Origin of the sequence: Sphingobacterium sp. JUb56 (assembly GCF_014191365.1) — a bacterium.
GTDB lineage: Bacteria > Bacteroidota > Bacteroidia > Sphingobacteriales > Sphingobacteriaceae > Sphingobacterium > Sphingobacterium anhuiense.
On record NZ_JACHWL010000002.1, the window covers coordinates 74,575 to 93,905 of the forward strand.

The window sequence follows — 19,331 nt, forward strand, 5'->3', positions numbered from 1 at the left end:
AGTTATTTCTTTTGTGCATCTTCAATAACATACCAAGCTGTACCACCCGGTTTAACCTCTACGGTCATCTCAATATCTGCTTTATCATCCAAAGCTTTTGCCGTCGTGATACCTTCTTCATTGGTAAATATGGCCTTATCTTTAATACCAGTATAATACAGCGGAAGTCTTACCTCCTTCTTGATCGTTTTATCCGTTGGGTTAAAGAAAATCACCATACCCTTTTCATTAATAAACGGATTTACATGTAGCATGCAGTCGAGGTCACGACCATTTGGGCGGCTTACATGAATAATTTCTGAAGTTAATATTTCGCGGTGCTTTTTGAACCACTTAATCTTCTGTGATACCATTGCTTTAGTTTCGGGAGTATCATACAGTCTATTGCCCCTAATTGTTAATTGACTGCCGCTTGCTAGAAATTGCATCAATTGACGTTCATAGCGATCCAGATTTTGAGCTAGCGGTTCGAGTCCAATTTTTGGATCGTTGGAATAGAATCCGACCAATTGTAAACTGATCCAGCCCATAGTTGGTAGTTTATGCCATGTACCGTCATAAATATACTGTCTTCCTAAGAGCATCTGCTGATCAGGAGTCAGATTCGCACTCGCTTCCCGATACCCCATACCTGTTGCTGATTGACCATTTAAAAAATACCAATCCGGTATCGGTACATACATATTTCGACGTTGCAATTCATGTATTACCTGCACCTGACTTTTCCACTGTTCCCATTGAGAATCGTAAAGGCCATGATGATGTGGATGCACTGTAGAAGCACAAGGATCGCCATGATAAGGACCATCCATGTTGTAGGTCATTAAGCCTGTTTTATCAAAAAACTCCCACATCTTCTTATAGTAGGTATCTTTCCAAGTACTGGCAATACAAACACTTTGTCCAAAAAGACTTCCCGGTTTTCCCGTAACGGGATGAACACAATCTACTTCCGCACCACGACCTCTGGAGGCTACCTGTAATTCATAACCGCCCATTACAATTCCCTTATTTTTCGCGTATGAGGCAATATTTTTCCATAAGGCTACATATTTATCATCCAGATTATCATGACTGATCCCTGGCCATGCCTGAATATCCAATCTTTCCATACCCAACTCCCCCATCTGATCGATAAAGTTTTTAAGCGTTTTTTCATCATGAGATGTGATGCCGCCAGTCAGTAAGGATTCCGTTGTTTGAGGCGCCAATTTTTTATACATACGACGATGTGCCAGACTTTTCCTTTCTCGGTCGTCTGCGTCTTGTAGCAATTCAAATGTCAGGTAGGATTTGAATGACTCTTTATTCGAAATATCCACATCGGGTCCCATCGGTAAATGGCTGACTAAAAGATTACGATGTGGGAAATCAAGAAAACCGTCCTCCGCTTGGTTGTGGGTAGCCCAAGTATTATATTCTTGATCCACGATCCATTTCGTTGTGGATTCTCCAGCTTGATATGCTTCTATTTTATCCCCTTGATAGTGCATCAGCGCACTACCTTTTAAGTTCGCATTAACCAATGCAAAAGAAAAGTCACTTTCGACATGAATACGATTAATTTGATCTTGGTTTACGGCCAGAACTTCTGTTTCAATTTGATTCAACCGAATCAAATTATCACTATTATTCAAAACTTCAACCCATTTGGTAATAACAGGAAGTCCCTGATAAATCTCATAGTTTACCTTTACTTCGATATTTTTAACCATGTCCATTCGCTCGGTAGGTTTGAAAGTCAAAATCAGACGAAGTCCTTTTACCGGCCAATCAGTAGCTACAGCATTGTATTTTTGTTGCCATGGATATCGTTCCAACGGAGCTGCTGTTTCAATGGAGACTAATTCAAAAGCTTGATCATCCGTTTCCATTTCAGGCAACCAGCTTTCCATCAGATAAGACTTTTCAGGTTGCCCCTTGAGCCCACCCACTTCATACCAGATACTATCGAGCATAACTCTCGCTTCCGGTTTTACTGCTCGGACATATTCTGCCTGATTGGATAAATTCTTGTAACCTATACATGCTAAGTTATCAGCTACATAAAACGTACGGGACACTAAACCATTATTCAATTGAAATTGAGCAGTTTTATTATCTTTATTTTCTTTTATATATAAATTTGTAGCATCCTTTACTGGAGCAATCAACCAGTCAGTTCCGTAGCTCTTATTTTCAAATTCACTAACCACACTCTTACCTAGACCAGGCTTTTGGATATTTTTCATTAAAGCCAATCTAGAGAGATCTCTGCTTCTATCCCGTTCTTTTTTCTTTTTATAATTGATTAAAAAATCAGATTCTTCATCGAACCCCTGTTTCTCAAAAGTACTCCATCTTACTTCATAAACTTCTCCCATAAAAGCTTGTTTTCCTTCATTAGAAATTGCAATTGAAAAATGAGGAGCTATTGTTTTAGTCGCATTAAAGCTTCCTGTTTTTTTTCCATTCATCCAAAGTTCACCAACTCCATTCCGTAATGTGGCCGCTAGATGAATCCATTGACCTTTGACTGCATTCCCAATACTTGTCGTGCCTTTATCTGCTGAAATAAACACCCAGCTTTTCCCACGTTGCGCAAAACCATAACCTTCCTTTGTCGTACCGTTCAAAGCGACAATATTCATTTCACCAGATTGTGAATCTATTTCCTTTGCTTTTACCCAGACTTCAAAAACAAAATTTTCTGTAGCTACTCCTATTCCAGATGACATACTATAACCATCAGTTTTACCATTAAATAAAATGGCTCCTTCACCCTGCTGTGCTTTTTCAGCAGGTGCATCAGCATAAAACAAGGGCCTATCTATTCGTGTCAACGTAAAATTCCCTTGCGTTGATTTCACCTTTTCAGGCCCAATTGCATAGGTTACATTTCCTACTTTCCCAAAATTAAAATGCCCTAAAGGCTTCACCTTTGCCTGTAAGGCATGATGAAGGATAATAAAAAATAAAAGTATCTGTATTCTTTTCATAATCAACTGCTAACAACCCATTAGATTAACATTGGGATTTTTATTACTGGTTAAAATCGAGAAATAAAGCGCTGGTTTTCCTCTAAAAACTTTATCTCAAACGATTCAAATGTAAACTTCACTATATTCTATCTTGATTACCACCAATAATTTGATCTATTATAATGTTATTTTGCACTTATGCTTATGATCAAAACTAATGATGGCTTCTCATGAAACAAAACGGCGACTTATTTTGTGAATAAGTCGCCATTTTATCTTAGTTAAAAAAATCTTAAAGTAGAGGATCAAATGTTCCTCCCCATTCTTTGTTTTGTTCTATTTTAGAATTCCGATTCAGTACATCCTTATGGACCGGATAAAACCAATGGTTTAGATCCAATTTAAATTGATATTGTTTATCACCATCTAGGCATTCTACAAATTCAAAACGGAACAACTTGCGTACTGATGGATCATACATATCTTTAGCCCAATCAAAATTTTTCAAATCTTGTTCATTTTTAATTACAGCATTAAGTCCAGAACGAAATTTAATAGTATTCAACAAATCATATCTTTTCCATCGACGAATATCAGTCCAACGTTTACCTTCATAAGCAAATTCAATGAATCTTTCGTCCATATAGGCTTTGCGGATGCCAGCTTGATCAGTAGCTGTAATACCATAATTTCCTGTTCCCAGCTCAATTCCCGCTCGCTTACGTATGTCATATAGTACCTGTAATGCCTCTGCACTTTTTCCAACCTCATTGGCACATTCACCATAGTTCATGAGCACTTCTGCAAAGCGGATTTCAACCCAATCTGTCTGTGCATCATATACTGTAGGTATGGTCAATGCCTTATCAATACCTTTGAGTTGAAAGTATCCGGAAGCACTACCACCTACTCCCTTACCTAACTGATCAAATATTAGGGTGGTATACTTAAAGCCAGATTCTGCTTTCGGATCGGCCACTTTACGCCAGGCATTCCAATATTTCATCCCTCCTGACAGTACATCACTTGCTGGATAAGCTGTACCTGGAGAAAAAACAGTAGCATAGAAGCGTGGATCCCGATCCACATAAAAATCGGTCATAAACTGTTCGTTATAGGCTGGATCATTTTTCAAACGATTTTCATCCAAGACAAGTTTTGATCCATTCTTTTTAGGATAAGCCATTAATAGGGGTAAAATAGCTTGATTAAAATTGGCATTATCTTTAGTTAATGGCTCAGGACGAATATTCTTTTGATCCAATCTATGATCAGGATAGTAATACTGATTGACCATAATTACTTCATTATTACGTTCGCTATACCAGATATCTTCAAATTTGCCATTAAACAATCCTTTTCCTACTGTCTTTAAAAAATCAACAGCCACTTTATTTGCTAAATAAGCTTGGTCCCATCGTACCTTATCATTAGATGGATTGAATAGCGGGCTTGCATACTGCAACAATAGACGTCCCTTAAAAGCCAGTGCAACTCCTTTATCAATTTTCCCATAATCTGCACCGGTCCAAGTATCAGGTAATACGGCGATTGCTTCATCCAAGTCCTTTAATATTTGAGCAACGCATTCTGAGGTAGTATTGCGAGAGACAAACAAGGAAGGCACATTTGTAATATCTTGAACATCCAAAATAAGTGGTACGCCTCCTGTTGCCCATACCTTACCCCAATAATCCCAGGCTCTCCAAAATTTAGCTTGACCAATCATCGTTTTCTTTTCTGAATCGGACAATACCGTCACGGTCTCCAATTGTTTTAAAAAGAAATTAATACGATCTATATTTGCATAATCCCACTTTTGACCTTGATTATCGACGTCGATCAATCCCCTAGCCAAGTTTCCCATATCTGTAGGACCATTCATACCTTCATCCGTTCCATTAGCAGCTATTGGCCACTCTGGCAACATCCTTCCATAAATATCTGTCATAAAAGCATTGATCATAACTTTATCAGACCATACATTTTCTGGACTAATTGTAGCCGTATTTTCATAATCTAAACTACAGCTGCTTAACAGCAATGCAAAAGCAGTACTATATATAATATTTTTAAGTTTCATATCGTCTTAGGTTTAGAATTTAACATCGATACCAAAATTGTAAGACCTTAACACTGGAAATGCATTCCCATTACCGATCTCAGGATCATAATATTTATTGAATTTGCTCAACACAAATAGATTCGTACCTGTAGCAAATAAGCGTACATTCTCAAATACTTTATTGTAAAATGCACCATTCTTCGGCAGATTATAACTCAGTGTCAAATATTTCATTCGCATGAAACTAGCGTCTTTCAACCAGTACTCGCTATTCGTTTGATATGTTTTTGCATTATTGGCTCCGATACGCTTTGGCAAAGTTGCATTTGGATTTTCTGAAGTCCAGCTATCATCATACCATTGATCCCACATTCGGTTCCACTCGACTCCACCTGCTAGATCTGACATCCATTTCTTTTCCCCTAAACGTCCAGATAACATCGTTTCCAAATGAAACCCTTTCCAACTTATTCCTAGATTCAGACCAAATATGACAGGGAAATTTTTTGACCGGAGCATAATCCGGTCCCAATCGTTTATAATTCCGTCAGGAACACCATCAGGTCCGTTTAAATCTTTATAGACCATCATTCCTAATTCAGGCGATAATCCATTATGTTTATATTTAGGATTGGCTTGATTAAAAGCATCTAATTGTTCCTGAGTACGGATAATCTGATCGAACGCCCAACCCGTGATATTGCTTCTAGATTTACCGACAGGAATATCAATCCATTGCGCATTCTCTGCATAATCCTGTTTAATTACTTTATTCCATCCGTAAGACATAGTTAAGTTTGCAAAATAACTTACTTTTTCATTTCCATCACGAAAGCCTAGTTGCAAATCCATTCCTTGTGCATCAATCTCGCCATAATTTTCAGCGGGCATTGATAAACTATAAGTTGACGGTAGTGTATTTTGACGGTTTCCTAAAATATCATAAGAATTACGGAACCAGTAATCCGCAGATAAATTCCATTTTTTCAAAAAATTCATATCCACACCAAAATTGTAACTCAGTGCTTTCTCCCAAGTTAGATTTGGATTAACTACGCTTCCATAAGTTAACCCTACTGATCGCGATGGGCTAGTACCAAAATATGCTGAACTACCCGATTGATACGATTGTTGCCATTGCCAACCTCCTACAGCATCGTTACCAGTTAAGCCTACGGATCCACGCAATTTTAAGGTCTGAACGATTGACTTATTAAAGAAGTTTTCTTCAGAAATCACCCAACCAGCAGATCCAGCGGGAAAAAAGCCCCAACGTTGTTCAGGTGCAAAATTCATAGAACCGTCTTCACGAAAAGAAAAGTTAAACAAATACTTATCAGCGTAAGTATAATTAAACTGACCTATATACGACATTCGTCCACTCACCCAATCCGTATCTCCATCTCCCCACGTGTCTGCCCTAGCACCACTAGCTGCCCAAAATTGATCCGTTCTATAAACTGGAAAGGTTTCGCGTCCCCCCGTTACACCAGAACCAGCACCTTCATACCATTCAGTAACTAAGGCTGCAGCTACGCGATGTTTTTCATTAAAAACATTTGCATAGTTCAATTGCATATTAAACTGTTTGTCATCGCTCCAAGTTGATTTACGCTCAATAAAATCTTTACCTACCCATGTTGATCTCCGCACACCTGTAATATCATTATCATCGGTAGACACAATACGATTATTCGTTCCGCTTCTCTTCATCACCATCATATCGTAATTTGTAAAGAAGCGATTTCTCATATTATTAGCCCAACTTCTGCTATACATCGCTTTTGCACTCAGACCTTTTAAAAAAGGAGCTTTATAAGTACCGCTCAAAATCAATTGTGGCTTCAAATGGTTTTCCTTATCGTAACCACTAGCACCTGCAACACGAGCCCCAACATTACCGATCCATCCATAATCTATAAACTGACCATTATTGGTATAAACGGGTTGATCGGGTTGCCAGATCCTCAATTTACCATAAGTATCAGCAGGATCGGCATTATCAGCAATGCGTCCTGTCATGTCATTGTACAACGCAAATCCCGTGAAAATTTCTAAATCTTTCGTAATATCAGCTGTCACATTCATTCTCACATTATACTTATCGTAAGTCATCGGTTCTAAAAATCCCTTTTGCTTTACGTAAGACCCTGCCCCAAAATAACGCACCCTTTCACTTCCACCATTAACACTTAAATTATTGGTTTGCGTTGTTGGATTTTGCCAGACATCCGCCAACTGATCGTAGCCCCATCCATTATTGATATTTTTATAATGGTCCAATTCTTCCTGTGACCATGCCCAACCAGCAGGATCTGCTGATCCATTGATGCGCGAATACAATTCCCCCGCTTGTACTGCGCTGGTTAGACCCATATTTTTAGTACGTGTATCGATACTATATCCCGTCGAAAAATTAAAAGTCGGTTTACCTAAACTTCCCTTTTTTGTCGTCACTAAAATAACACCGCCAGCAGACCTAGAACCATATATAGCTGCTGAGGCGGCATCTTTCAAAACGGTAATATCATCAATCTCGTTAGGGCTTAAATTGTTAAAATCTCCTGCACCTCTCACCACACCATCAATCACGTAAGTTACGTTTTGATCATTAAGAGATGATCCTGTTCTAATACTGATACTTGGTTGCGATCCAGGAATCGCATTTACAGTACTAACATTTACACCAGGCAGTTTTCCAATCAATAAATTTCCCGCTGATGTTGTAGGAATTGTATTTAATGTTTCATCGACTTTCATTGTAGAAACCGCTCCTGTCAATAATGATTTCTTTTGAGAAGTATAGCCAATAACTACAACCTCATCTAAATCACTGATTCCCACTTTCATTGTGATATCATGAACACTTTTACCCTGAACTGCACGCTCAAGAGTCTCATATCCGATGTAGGTGTAAACTAAAGAACTTGAAGAAGAAACTCTTATTTGATATTTACCGTCTTCTTGTGTTTTCTGTTGGTTTCGTTTCCCTTTTTCAGCTACAGTAACTCCTTTCAAAGGATTTCCATTTACATCGACGATCCTACCGGAAACAATTATTTCTTGTTGATTATTTTTCTGATTTTCAAGCTCAATTTGACCAGTATTTAAAGTAACAAATTCTGTTGCTGCATGGGTCGAGTTATTGATCGTAGCCAGCGCACATAATAGTGTTAGATTCTTTGTCTTTTTGCCAAAATTTAGAATGTGTATTAATTTGACATTTTTCATAATTTAGTATATTCTTGATTAGTTAATTAGGAAATTAATGGGCAATGAAGGAGTCGCATTCCTTCATTGTTTTTTCATTCGTCTATATTCTTATCCATAGGCAATTATATTTTTCATTAGAGTATTTATACCTAAAGAATTGCATAGTCTTTAGTTTATGCCTGTCTTCCAATAGTATAATTCATAATTTGGTTTTGATATGCTAACCTGTGGTCGCAGATTGTTTATCGGAATAAATCTCAAAATTATATAAAGGGATAACCACCAATAATTTGATTTTTTATAATGTTATTTTTGCGCACAATTATATTTAAGCAGAACAGCTTTATTTAGTTACATTTTTTATATATCTTTAGGTGCACTAAGAATATAACCCGTTATAATATCTGCTCTTCTACCAGAATTTATTACTAATATTATGCAACACATCTACGAAAATTTCACCTTTCCGCCGGATCAATCATTTACGATTCGTGCAGAAGAATTGGAAATCAAGAAATATACTTCCTTAAAATCGCATGTGAATTTTGAGATAGCCTTATTGGAAAACTGCACTGGAAAGCGTTTTATAGGTGATCATATTGAAGATTTTAAGGGAGACGAACTCGTACTTCTGGGAAGTTATTTACCTCACTGTTGGCAATATTACAATACGATAAACAGCAAGCGTCCTGCTGATGCTATTATTGTACATTTCTATCCCGATTTCCTCGGAAAAGATCTATTGACAAAACCTGAGGCAGTACACTTGAATCAACTTTTCGAAAATGCATCAAAAGGGGTATTGTTCACCGGTACAATTGTGGTTGATGCAAAGGAAATATTATACCAAATGTTAACGGCTACAGGACTTACACGTGCAGTTCTAATGTTACAACTATTGGACAAATTGGCTTTATCGACTACATGCAAAACACTATCATCACCCTCATTTCATATTATCGAAACTTCAACTGAGGCCAATCGAATTAATCGTGTATTCGACTATATATTTAAGCATTTTAAAGAAGATATTTCTCTTCAGGATGTGGCTTCTGTCGTACCAATGTCCACCTCTGCTTTTTGTCGATTTTTCAAAATGCAGACTAACCGGACATTAGTTGATTTTATCAAGGAAATACGTATCGGGCATGCTGCCAAATTATTAATGGAAGGAAATTACAACATCACGGAAACCTGCTACAAAAGTGGTTATAATAATATTTCCAACTTCAACAAGCATTTTAAAGATGTCAAGGGAAGTTCACCTCGAGATTTTGCCAAGAAATACAAAATTACCGCCGAGATTGAAACACTTTAATTGTTAAATTCATAGAAGGGCAAAGCCTCTACCCACTTTTCCCCTTCTTCTGTTCCATTGACACCTTTTTGATAGGTATTCATTAACTTATTCCATGAAGCGCATTTGGGATTATGGGCTTCAGCTACTTTCCCCATTTCATCTAGATCAGCACCCACAGGTACAGATATCGCCATTACAATGAGATCTTTAAAATGATAAAGTGTGATCCGCTTATAGCCTGCTTTCTTAAATCCAGCCTCAACTTCAGGCCATACCTGCTTATGATAAGTTAAATATTCCTGTAGCTTTTCATCATTATCAACCGTATTCACAACAAATACTTTCTCTTCAAATGTTGTAGAATCCTGATTATTTTCAGGTTGCTTGCACATGACAAATAAGATAGAACTGCATAATAAAACAAAACTTATCCCAAAATTTTTCATAACTATATCAATTAAAATAAATATATATCGCAATCATGACCGTTGCAAGAGCAGCCCATGTCCACCAAATAGAACTAGAACTGCCCATTTTATCTTTAACGTCCAATAATGTAGGGATCTCCGTCTTAACTTCAGACTTTGTTAATAAAGTTATAGCAACAATAACGACACTCAATGCTACAAAAATATAAAAAGAAAGCATTAAAAAATGAGGCCAATATCCTTCATAAGGATAATTAAGTACATGACAAGCACCTAGAACCAAGCAAATGAATCCTCCACCGTAGAGTACGACTTCAGCCGCTTTACCATTAATACGCTTCCAAAAAATGCCCCATAGAAAAACCACAGCGAGCGGTGGCGAAAGAATGGACACTAATCCTTGTGTTAGATCGAAAAATCCTTTACCGGAATACGAAAATAAAAGTGCAATACCTACCCCAACAATCGCTGCGACCACCGTAACCCATTTGCCCATCCTGACCTGCTGTTCCCGATTAAGCACCTTAAATTGCTGGACAACATCCAATGTAAAAACAGTACAAAATGAATTCAAGCTTGATGATACAGTATCGACCAACGAAGCAATCAATGCGGCAATACTTAAACCAAGAAGACCGTGGGGCATCAATTCTTTGATCATTGTGATATAAGCATTATCAGGCGCTGTATCTCGAAACAAAACATAACACATGATACCCGGCAGGATAAATATAATCGGCATAATCACTTTTAGGGTTCCAATAAAGATAGCACCGTACTGGCCTTCTTTCAAATCTCTAGCCGCCAACACTTTCTGAACAATGGTCTGATCGGCACACCAATAGTAAATTGCGACGACAGGATAACCTAATAAAATTCCTACCCAAGAATATGCGGCATTGGATGCTGGCAAAAAAAGTTTCCAATAAGATTCTGGCGTTTGACTGACTAATGCATCAACACTGCCAATTTTTTGAAACCCTAAAAAGGTAAGTATAACAGAAGAGATGATAATGATAACAGATTGAAATACACCGGTCCGTACCACTGCTTTCAACCCTCCAATTGCCGTAAAGCTTGTTGCAATAACCGCGATCACGGCGATCGCAGTAAATAACGAAATACCGAATATTCCAGATATGAGCAAACCTCCTGCATAAAGCGCACTTCCTAACCACACCACCAGAATAGAAATCAAACTATATACAATTAAAAAATTATAGGATCGCTTACCGAAACGTATCAGTAAAAATTGAGGGATTGTAGTGATCTTCGTTTTCAAATAATAAGGAAGAAAAACCATCGCGAGCAACATGAGAAAGACCCAGGCCAATAATTCAAAATTACTGGCAACAATACCATGTGTAAAACCTATACTGGCAAAACCGATCAACATCATAGGGCCAGCATTAGCACCAAAAATAGAAAAACCGATCTGCCACCATTTCAGTGTACGTCCACCCAAAAATATATCCTGCTGATTCTTTTCCTTTTTATTAAAACGAAATCCAACATATAATAAGATTAACGCGTATAATCCTAAAACTAAATAATCAATATAATTGAATGATAAGCTCACAATATGGTTGTTTTTATTTTATTACATCGTTACTAATGGGTTGTAATTCGAGACTTGATGCTTTTCCCATACCTGTTCCCGTATTACTTTATTTTCTTTATAACAATAATCCCAATCTATCCGTACTGGTAATCCTTCACATTCAGGTAAATGAAACTGTCCATTGCTTAAAGTAGGGCTTATCAAAAAATACTTTTCTAATCCATACATCAGCGAATAGAGGTATTCGATCATTCCATTATCATCGGCAGTGGTCATTAGGAAGGTCGAATATAAAGAATAACCTCCAGAAGAAAGCTGTAAATTGCGTGATTTACATAAATCACGTACCTCCATCCATTCTTTCATTCCTCCAAATTGTGTCGGCACCGGTTGCAGGTGGCCAACTCCACAATTAGCCAGCATAGGAAAAATTTTTGAAGTCCTTTCCGATTCTCCATAAGCGACAGTCAATGAGGTTTGCTTACAAAGCTCTTCGATCTGATCGTATGCGGCAGAATGGATCGGTTCTTCTATCCAACACAGAGATTGCTCGCCGATAGCGTCAATAAATTTAAACACATCTTTACACGACCAGATCTGATTGGCATCCACTGCCACCTTCATCCTATTGTTCACCAAACGTTGAACATGTTTTACGCGCTCAATATCTTCACTGATATTTGTTCCAAAATCTTTTCCGATTTTCATCTTGTAGCAATCCACTCCAGCTTCCATAAACACACGCACCTCATCCTCCAACTGTTGCAGCGTATAATTCGTTCCGCCACCACTACCATATATTTTGACCGTATTTCGAGTGCCACCAATATAGCGGTACAGGGGAATATTTTTACGTCTAGAAGCTAGATCGTACAAGGCCATATCGACCTGCCCCAATAAGGCTGAAGCCGCACCTTTAAATCCTTCATTTCGAATAGACCAATATAATTTTGGAAAAAACTCTTTGTATGGAACACCTTTACAGTGAAACAAAATTGGAAATAAGCAAGTCTCTAAAATATTCGTGTAGCTATTATATACCGGAGCCTCTCCAATATAGCCATCCTCATCTTCTATTCTGATAATGGACAAGCCAAAAGACGGGAAGGGACCCATTGTTGCATCCTGAAAGGGCGTGACGTTAGCCACTGGTTCTAAAACTCTAATGCTAATTTTTTGAACATTAAAAATTTCATCATCAATTTCATTCATTTATTATTTTTTAAAGGTTTGAAGGATTTCATTATAAATAGCTGCAGGCAAAATACCGGCTTCAATCGCATGGACCGAACTCTTAAGTTGCTCATGATCTGCGGCCCCCAGCACCATTTTAAATGAAGCAGGGATTGTACATATAAAGCGTAAGGCCAATACATCTAAGGGAATATGATATCGTTGCGCAATTGCATCTATCTTCTGAGCTTGTTCTATACTCTTCATATCGAGCCAACTTGGCGGGAAGTTTAAAAATTCTTGAAAATTACAGCCTAATAGTCCCATATTTAGTGGGCTAGCCGCATAATAGTATTTATGGGTATTTTCACAACTTCGTATAGTTGTACGAAGCGCATCAATGCAACAAGCGTTAAGCCTATTATATTCCATGATAACATCAAATACATCATCTTCAAGGTATGGCGCAAATGCAACAGGTAAATTACCCCCAATACCTATTTTCTTTGCAAAGCCATTTTGTTTAAAGTATCGCATTCGCGAAACAACATTTTCGATTTTTTCAGTAGGAATTGCCGCTGGATCATGTAAAAAAAGTACATCAATAGTCGAAATACCTAACGTTTTTAAACTATTTTCCACACTTCTTTTCATCCCATCTGCAGAATAATCATATGATGCCTGATCGGCCTTATAACTTTTTAGCCGTCCCACTTTAGTGCTAATCTTAGGTAATTCACCTTCCCATTGTACAAGTGCTTTGCCTACAAATTCTTCAGCATCTCCATATGCCGGAGCAGTATCTATTGCACTTATACCATGCGACATGGCATACTCAATTGTAGTGATCGATTCCTCTGCCTTTACATTTCCCCATACACCACCTAAACCAGCAGTTCCCAATATTATTTTATCTATTCCCAGATTGTACATTCCTAAATTTTACTTTTCAAAAAATAACTAAAGCATTTCACTGTTTACTTCAAATTCTGCATCCCTTTTTATATTGTCTGGACTTCACCTACATATTTAATTTTGTAAAACATTTAACATATCTCACTTATAAAAGTCCAATTAAATATTCACCCAAACCAGCGGTATTTTATCCAAAACATATGTTTTCTTCCCTAAGACCAAAAACTAATTTTTGTTTTTAATACATTCAATTTATATAAATTATAGCTTATAAGGTTCAAAATAATTTTAGTTGTACCGATCATAATGTTTTTAACAGGTGATTTTTTTTCATCGATCTTCGTCCATAAATTTAAAAATAACACTATGATTCTTATGTGTTGTTTTTATTCCGTTTAAAATTGGAATATTTAGCATTTTAAAACTACCCGAAACTTGACTTTTTGTAGTATTTTCTTTGCAGATTTAACAAAATATCAAAAAAAACCGTTAGCTCGAATCTCTTCAAGACTAACGGAATTCAAATGGCTTAAACAAGTTATTTTATTATAACAAAAACGATTAATGTAAAGTAGGGTCAAAGTTTCCTCCCCAATTTTTATTCTGCTCCAAGTTTGGATTTTGGTTAATATTCGACAATTGAATAGGGAAAAAATAGTAACTTTCTGGCATTACCATTGCCTTAGGTCCATTTGTAATCAATTCGACTACCTTATACGTAAAATGCTCCGGCAACAATTCAAAGCGATTAGCTTTCAGAATATCATCAGCCGTTATTTCTTCCACGGTGCGTCCGTTCACAGCTGTTGCCATGAGACCATACTTATGCATACCATCCAATTTATGCAATAAACGATGTCGTCTCAAATCCCAGAATCGCTTTCCTTCAAACATGAATTCGACATACTTCTCATCCAGTAATGCGGTACGCATTTCTTCACGGCTCATCCCCACTTTTAAGCCATACATTCCATCTATGCCCGGCTCAATACCAGCACGATGACGGATAGCTTTTAAAACTGCTAACGCTTCAGCTGGTTTTCCTATTTCATTAGCCGCCTCAGCATAATTAAACAAGACCTCTGCATACCTAATTTCTGGCCAGTCGACATCATTCAAAGTCACTTGTGCAGATGGGAGCTCCTCCATGATGCCCTTTCTCGTATAAAAACCTGTACGACTAAAATTCTCTCCTTGAATCACGAAACCAAAAGCATCCATAGACTTTGCGATTCCAGCCATCGTATACTGCCGGCGTCCTTTTATTCCACTCAATTCATAAAGCTCACCGTTCCAGACCATCGTTGCATCGAATCGAGGGTCACGATTTTTCCAATAATTCTGCAAATTATAGCTATAGGCAGAACTTGGATCACCAGGTTTCTTTCCGTCTTTCATTGGAAAAGCCTCTGCCATTGCCCAAATCGGCTCATCATTTCCTGTCGCATTTTTTGATTCAGAAAGTGGACGGATACCATCCTCTCCTCGTCCATTCGTTTTCGCTGGATTGACATAAATTACTGAAAACACATTTTCCTTATGTCCTTTAGTTTCAAAAAGTTTTTTAAAATCTTCCAATAAGCCATAACCATTCAGATCCAAAAAATCTTTTGCATCCTTATTGACAGTATAAGCATCCTGCCAATAAGCATTTCCATAAGGGTTGGTTGGATTAAATTGAGGTGAAGCTTTATACAGCAAAACTCTCCCTTTAAATGATTTCACAATTGCCTGATCAATTCGTCCTCTATCGTTATCTGCGTACTTCGCAGGTAACACCTTCGCTGCTTCATCCAAATCCTTAATAATAAAATTAAAACACTCTGCAGTGGAATTTCTTTTCACTTTTAGGTCATCAGTCAACTCCTGAGGTATTTCAATGATAGGAACACCACCATGGTAATAAACCATTTTGAAATACAAGAATGCGCGTAAAAACTTGGCTTGTCCAATCATAGGGTCTTTCTGCGCAGCTGATATCGTACTTTTCGACATCTCTTTTAAAAAGATATTGATACTTCTTACCGCGGCATAGGGCCAAAATTTCATAGTTCCATTATCAGTCGTAATTGCGCCATCTCCAATAATTCCTTTTGACTCATCACTGTAAATCCCATTATTCACAGGCCAACCCGATAAGCTTCTGGCATATAAATTATTTAAATATGCTGTTGCCGTGAGTGGATCTTCAAAAGTTCCTTCAGTAGGATAGCGACTTAAGTCATCTACATCATTCAATACTTTGCTACAACTTGAAAAGATAGCCATCATAGTCATTATAGAGAAGAAAATTGTAAATTTTCTTTTATTATTTCGTACAGTTATCATCGTTAATTTGCTTTAAAAAGTAATATTCAATCCGCCAGTAAAAGTTTTCATCAGTGGATAAGAATCCAAGGTTTCTTGTTCCGGATCATGCTCTTTTAGTCCAGTAAGGTAGAAGAGATTTGTTGCATTAAAATAAAACTGAACACGACTTAGACCAATAGATTTAAACCAATTATCTGGTAATGCATAAGCAAGATCTAAATTTTTCAATCGGATATATGCCCCATTTCTAATCCAAAATGTAGATGGTCCACCTCCTACATCGGCCACTTGAAACTCTCCTGAAACTCTTGGATATTCGGCATTTGGATTTTCAGGAGTCCAATAATTATTTGCCCATAACTCAAAATAAGGACGGTCATTTTGGAATACACCACCACCATTTCTAGTACTCACCATTCGATCATAGGCACCCACTCCTTGGAAATGCGCATTTAAGCTAAATCTTTTCCATTCAAAGTTAAAACCAATTCCATAGTTAATACGAGGAGACCCATTATCCGACAAATAGGTCATATCATTATCGTCGATTTTACCATCAGGACCTTCTGAGAAATTAGCCCCTCTAATATCTTCAAACAAGAGGTATCCCAATTTAGGAGAACGCCCATATTGTATAAACCCTTCCGGTAATTGGTCCAGTTGCTCTTGCGTCCGGATAATTCCTTTTGAGACTAAACCATAAACCCGATTTGCTGGTTGACCAATTGCACTTCTCCAATTGTCTTGATATGTTCCATCTCTAAGCGCTGCTGCCTCATCAATTATGTCCCATTGATCTACAGCATAACCCATATTAGCATAAAAAGAATACTGAAAATCATTAACTGATTTATTTTTCCAGTTAACGGAAAAATCAAGACCTTTCCATGAGCGTTCAGCATAATTCACATCGGGTAAACTAGCTCCCAAAGTAGAAGGAGTAGAAGCAAGTCTTGCTCCTAAAATATCGCTTTGCGTTCTTTTGAAAAAGTCTATTTCACCTGTTAATTTTTGACCAAAAAAGCCATAATCAATGCCGAAATCAAACATACGAGAAGTAGACCAAGTTATAGATGGATTGGGCATTGGTCCTGCTGTTAAACCGTCACGTAAGGATGAACCAAATACAAATCCAGAACTTTTAGTATAAGCCTGAGTCCAAAGAAAAGGCGCTACAGATTGGCTTCCTGAATCATCATTACCAGATGAACCATAAGAAGCCCGCAGTTTCAAATCACTTAACCAAGGCAAATCCTTCATAAATTGCTCTTGCGAAACCCGCCAAGCGGCTGATGCTGAAGGGAAAAATCCCCACTGCTTACCTGGTGCGAATTTATAATTACCATCATAACGGAATGAAACTTCAGCGATATACTTGTCAGAATAAGTATAGTTAAAGCGTCCGATCCATGAAGCCCGTGCACTTTCAGACTCATTACCGTCAAACCATCGTTTCAAAATATCGGAGGAGGTATTATAAATTTGATCTATGTTCGTCGTTAACAATTCATCTGCACGACCTGTCAAGTATTTACCATTGCCACCCGCCTGTTCATAGCCTCCTAAGGCTGAAACAAAATGATTACCAAAGGTATTTTCATATTTTAAATTCCAGTTGAGCTGATACGAATTATCTAAATTGACCTGTTCATTGATATTCGGGTAAGTCGAACTCAAATTGTGAATATTTACTTTTGTCGGATCAATGGGACCTGGGATAAATTTATTTGTTGTACTTGCCGACTGAAAGATATATGCTTTATTGTGAAGCACAAAAGCTTTTGAGTTACGATCTGAAGCCATATAATGTCCTTGCAAGCTGGTACTCAAACCTTTCAAAAAATCTGAAAGATCTAAATCAAGCCGGACAATTCCATCCAAATTTCGATTTTTTTTATGTCGATAACTGCCACTATTTTCCATTAACTCAATTGGATGCCAAGCTCCTGGAACCACAGGAAACGCCTTTGTATCCGAAGTTGGATTGCCATTTTCATCCACATAAAAAGGGTATAGACGAGTCCAGTTAAACGTCGCTCGGTAAAAATCTCCCACGTTAAAGTCATCTTCACCGTCATATGGCCAATACCATCGATCATAATTTCGTTGATTTCCACTCAAATTTACACTCACTTTAAATCGATCTGTAATCTTTGCGCTTACATCAGATCGGAAATTATAACGATCATACCCTAAATTTTTATAGGATCCCTTTTCCGTATGATAGCCCATCGAGAAATAGTAAAGGATCGATTCACTTCCACCTCTTGCAGATAAATTATGTTGTTGTACTGTTGGAGACTGCCAGATATAGTCGTTAATATTATAACTTTTATCCTTGAAATAATCTACGATATCAGGTCCATAAGGTTTTTCTTGATCTTTTGTAACAGCAACCTGATTCAAAAATTCTATTTCTTCTGCGGCACTATAATCCTGAATAGGTTTTGTAGGCGATGAGGATGAGAAAGATGTTTTATACTCAAATACTGGCTTTTGACTCACACCTCTTTTTGTTGTAACAAGTACAACACCATTACCGGCCTTTGATCCATAAATAGATGCAGTTGCAGCATCTTTAAGAAAATTGATCGTTTCCACCTCATTGGCATCTAGCGCATCAAAATCTGCCTTTCCACTTATGATACCATTAATAACATACAAAGGCTCTGCAAAACTTCCACGAATTCGAATCGATGACGAAGCTCCTGCCAATCCCGAAGTTCCAACAGCTGTTACCCCGGGAGCTCTTCCTGCAATTAAATTAGACAGATTTCCTGCTGGGATATTCTTAATTTGTTCTGTGCTCACCGAGGAAACTGCACCTGTTAGGTTTACTTTCTTTTGTGTACCATAGCCCACCACGACTACTTCTTCCAAATCGGAGGCACTTTCCGTAAGAACAATATTAATAACAGACTGATTATTGACCGGTATTTCTTTTGAATTTTTACCGACATAAGAGATCAGTAATACCGCATTTGCAGGTAAACTTGATAGTTCAAAAGTTCCATTCTTATTTGTTAAAGTAGCATTTTTTGTACCTTTAACCTTAATTGAAGCTCCTTGAATAACGTTACCTTTTTCATCGGTAACTACCCCAGTTACTATTGCTTGTTGACTACTTAAATCTAATAGATTTTCTTTTGTTACAAAAACTGAATTAGATCTTATCACTTTTGCTGATGCAAAAGTAGGCAGTGTGTGTATCGCAGAAGCGATAATCATGACGCCCATCGTCAATACTCCATTATTTAAATTTGGTTTGTAGAGTTTATATTTTTCATTCATAATTTCATAGGTTAATATGGTTAGCATTGGATAGTAATTTCTTTGGAAAAGAATATTATCAATTCCCTTACTAAAGAGTTTTTAATCAGTTTTTATCATAGGCGATCACTTTTAC

10 protein-coding genes are annotated in these 19,331 nt (G+C 37.4%); 1 reads left to right on the top strand and 9 read right to left on the bottom strand.

All coding sequences use genetic code 11. The features are described from left to right. Positions 1-2: 2 nt before the first annotated feature. The 3 genes from FHR29_RS19965 to FHR29_RS19975 all read right to left on the bottom strand — a co-directional run bounded on the left by FHR29_RS19965 (position 3) and on the right by FHR29_RS19975 (position 8,256). Positions 3-2,978, bottom strand: coding sequence for a LamG-like jellyroll fold domain-containing protein (locus FHR29_RS19965; protein ID WP_183916811.1), 2,976 nt, complete (start codon positions 2,976-2,978; stop codon positions 3-5). A gap of 274 nt (positions 2,979-3,252) precedes the next feature. Further along, positions 3,253-5,043, bottom strand: coding sequence for a RagB/SusD family nutrient uptake outer membrane protein (locus FHR29_RS19970; RefSeq protein ID WP_183916813.1), 1,791 nt, complete (start codon positions 5,041-5,043; stop codon positions 3,253-3,255). 12 nt (positions 5,044-5,055) lie between these two features. Continuing rightward, complete coding sequence (locus FHR29_RS19975) at positions 5,056-8,256, bottom strand: SusC/RagA family TonB-linked outer membrane protein (RefSeq protein ID WP_183916815.1); 3,201 nt, start codon at positions 8,254-8,256, stop codon at positions 5,056-5,058. A 418-nt stretch (positions 8,257-8,674) separates the two neighbouring features. On the opposite strand from FHR29_RS19975, the gene FHR29_RS19980 reads away from it, so the two are divergent. Next, positions 8,675-9,556: an AraC family transcriptional regulator gene (locus FHR29_RS19980; protein WP_183916817.1), complete on the top strand. Its 882-nt coding sequence runs from the start codon at positions 8,675-8,677 to the stop codon at positions 9,554-9,556. Here the strand turns inward: FHR29_RS19980 and FHR29_RS19985 are convergent. The 6 genes from FHR29_RS19985 to FHR29_RS20010 all read right to left on the bottom strand — a co-directional run bounded on the left by FHR29_RS19985 (position 9,553) and on the right by FHR29_RS20010 (position 19,216). After that, on the bottom strand, positions 9,553-9,984 hold the full coding sequence (locus FHR29_RS19985) for an L-rhamnose mutarotase (RefSeq protein ID WP_183916819.1): 432 nt from the start codon (positions 9,982-9,984) through the stop codon (positions 9,553-9,555). The genes FHR29_RS19980 and FHR29_RS19985 overlap by 4 nt on opposite strands. A gap of 7 nt (positions 9,985-9,991) precedes the next feature. Next, on the bottom strand, positions 9,992-11,545 hold the full coding sequence (locus FHR29_RS19990; protein WP_183916821.1) for an SLC5 family protein: 1,554 nt from the start codon (positions 11,543-11,545) through the stop codon (positions 9,992-9,994). 21 nt (positions 11,546-11,566) lie between these two features. After that, the gene (locus FHR29_RS19995) at positions 11,567-12,739 is read right to left on the bottom strand and encodes an enolase C-terminal domain-like protein (RefSeq protein ID WP_183916823.1); all 1,173 of its coding nucleotides are present in this window, start codon (positions 12,737-12,739) and stop codon (positions 11,567-11,569) included. A 3-nt stretch (positions 12,740-12,742) separates the two neighbouring features. Further along, the gene (locus FHR29_RS20000) at positions 12,743-13,633 is read right to left on the bottom strand and encodes an aldo/keto reductase (RefSeq protein WP_183916825.1); all 891 of its coding nucleotides are present in this window, start codon (positions 13,631-13,633) and stop codon (positions 12,743-12,745) included. A gap of 543 nt (positions 13,634-14,176) precedes the next feature. Next, positions 14,177-15,886 (bottom strand): RagB/SusD family nutrient uptake outer membrane protein, encoded by a 1,710-nt coding sequence (locus tag FHR29_RS20005; RefSeq protein ID WP_221197902.1) that lies wholly within the window; start codon positions 15,884-15,886, stop codon positions 14,177-14,179. A gap of 69 nt (positions 15,887-15,955) precedes the next feature. Continuing rightward, the gene (locus FHR29_RS20010; RefSeq protein WP_183916827.1) at positions 15,956-19,216 is read right to left on the bottom strand and encodes a TonB-dependent receptor; all 3,261 of its coding nucleotides are present in this window, start codon (positions 19,214-19,216) and stop codon (positions 15,956-15,958) included. Positions 19,217-19,331 lie beyond the last annotated feature (115 nt).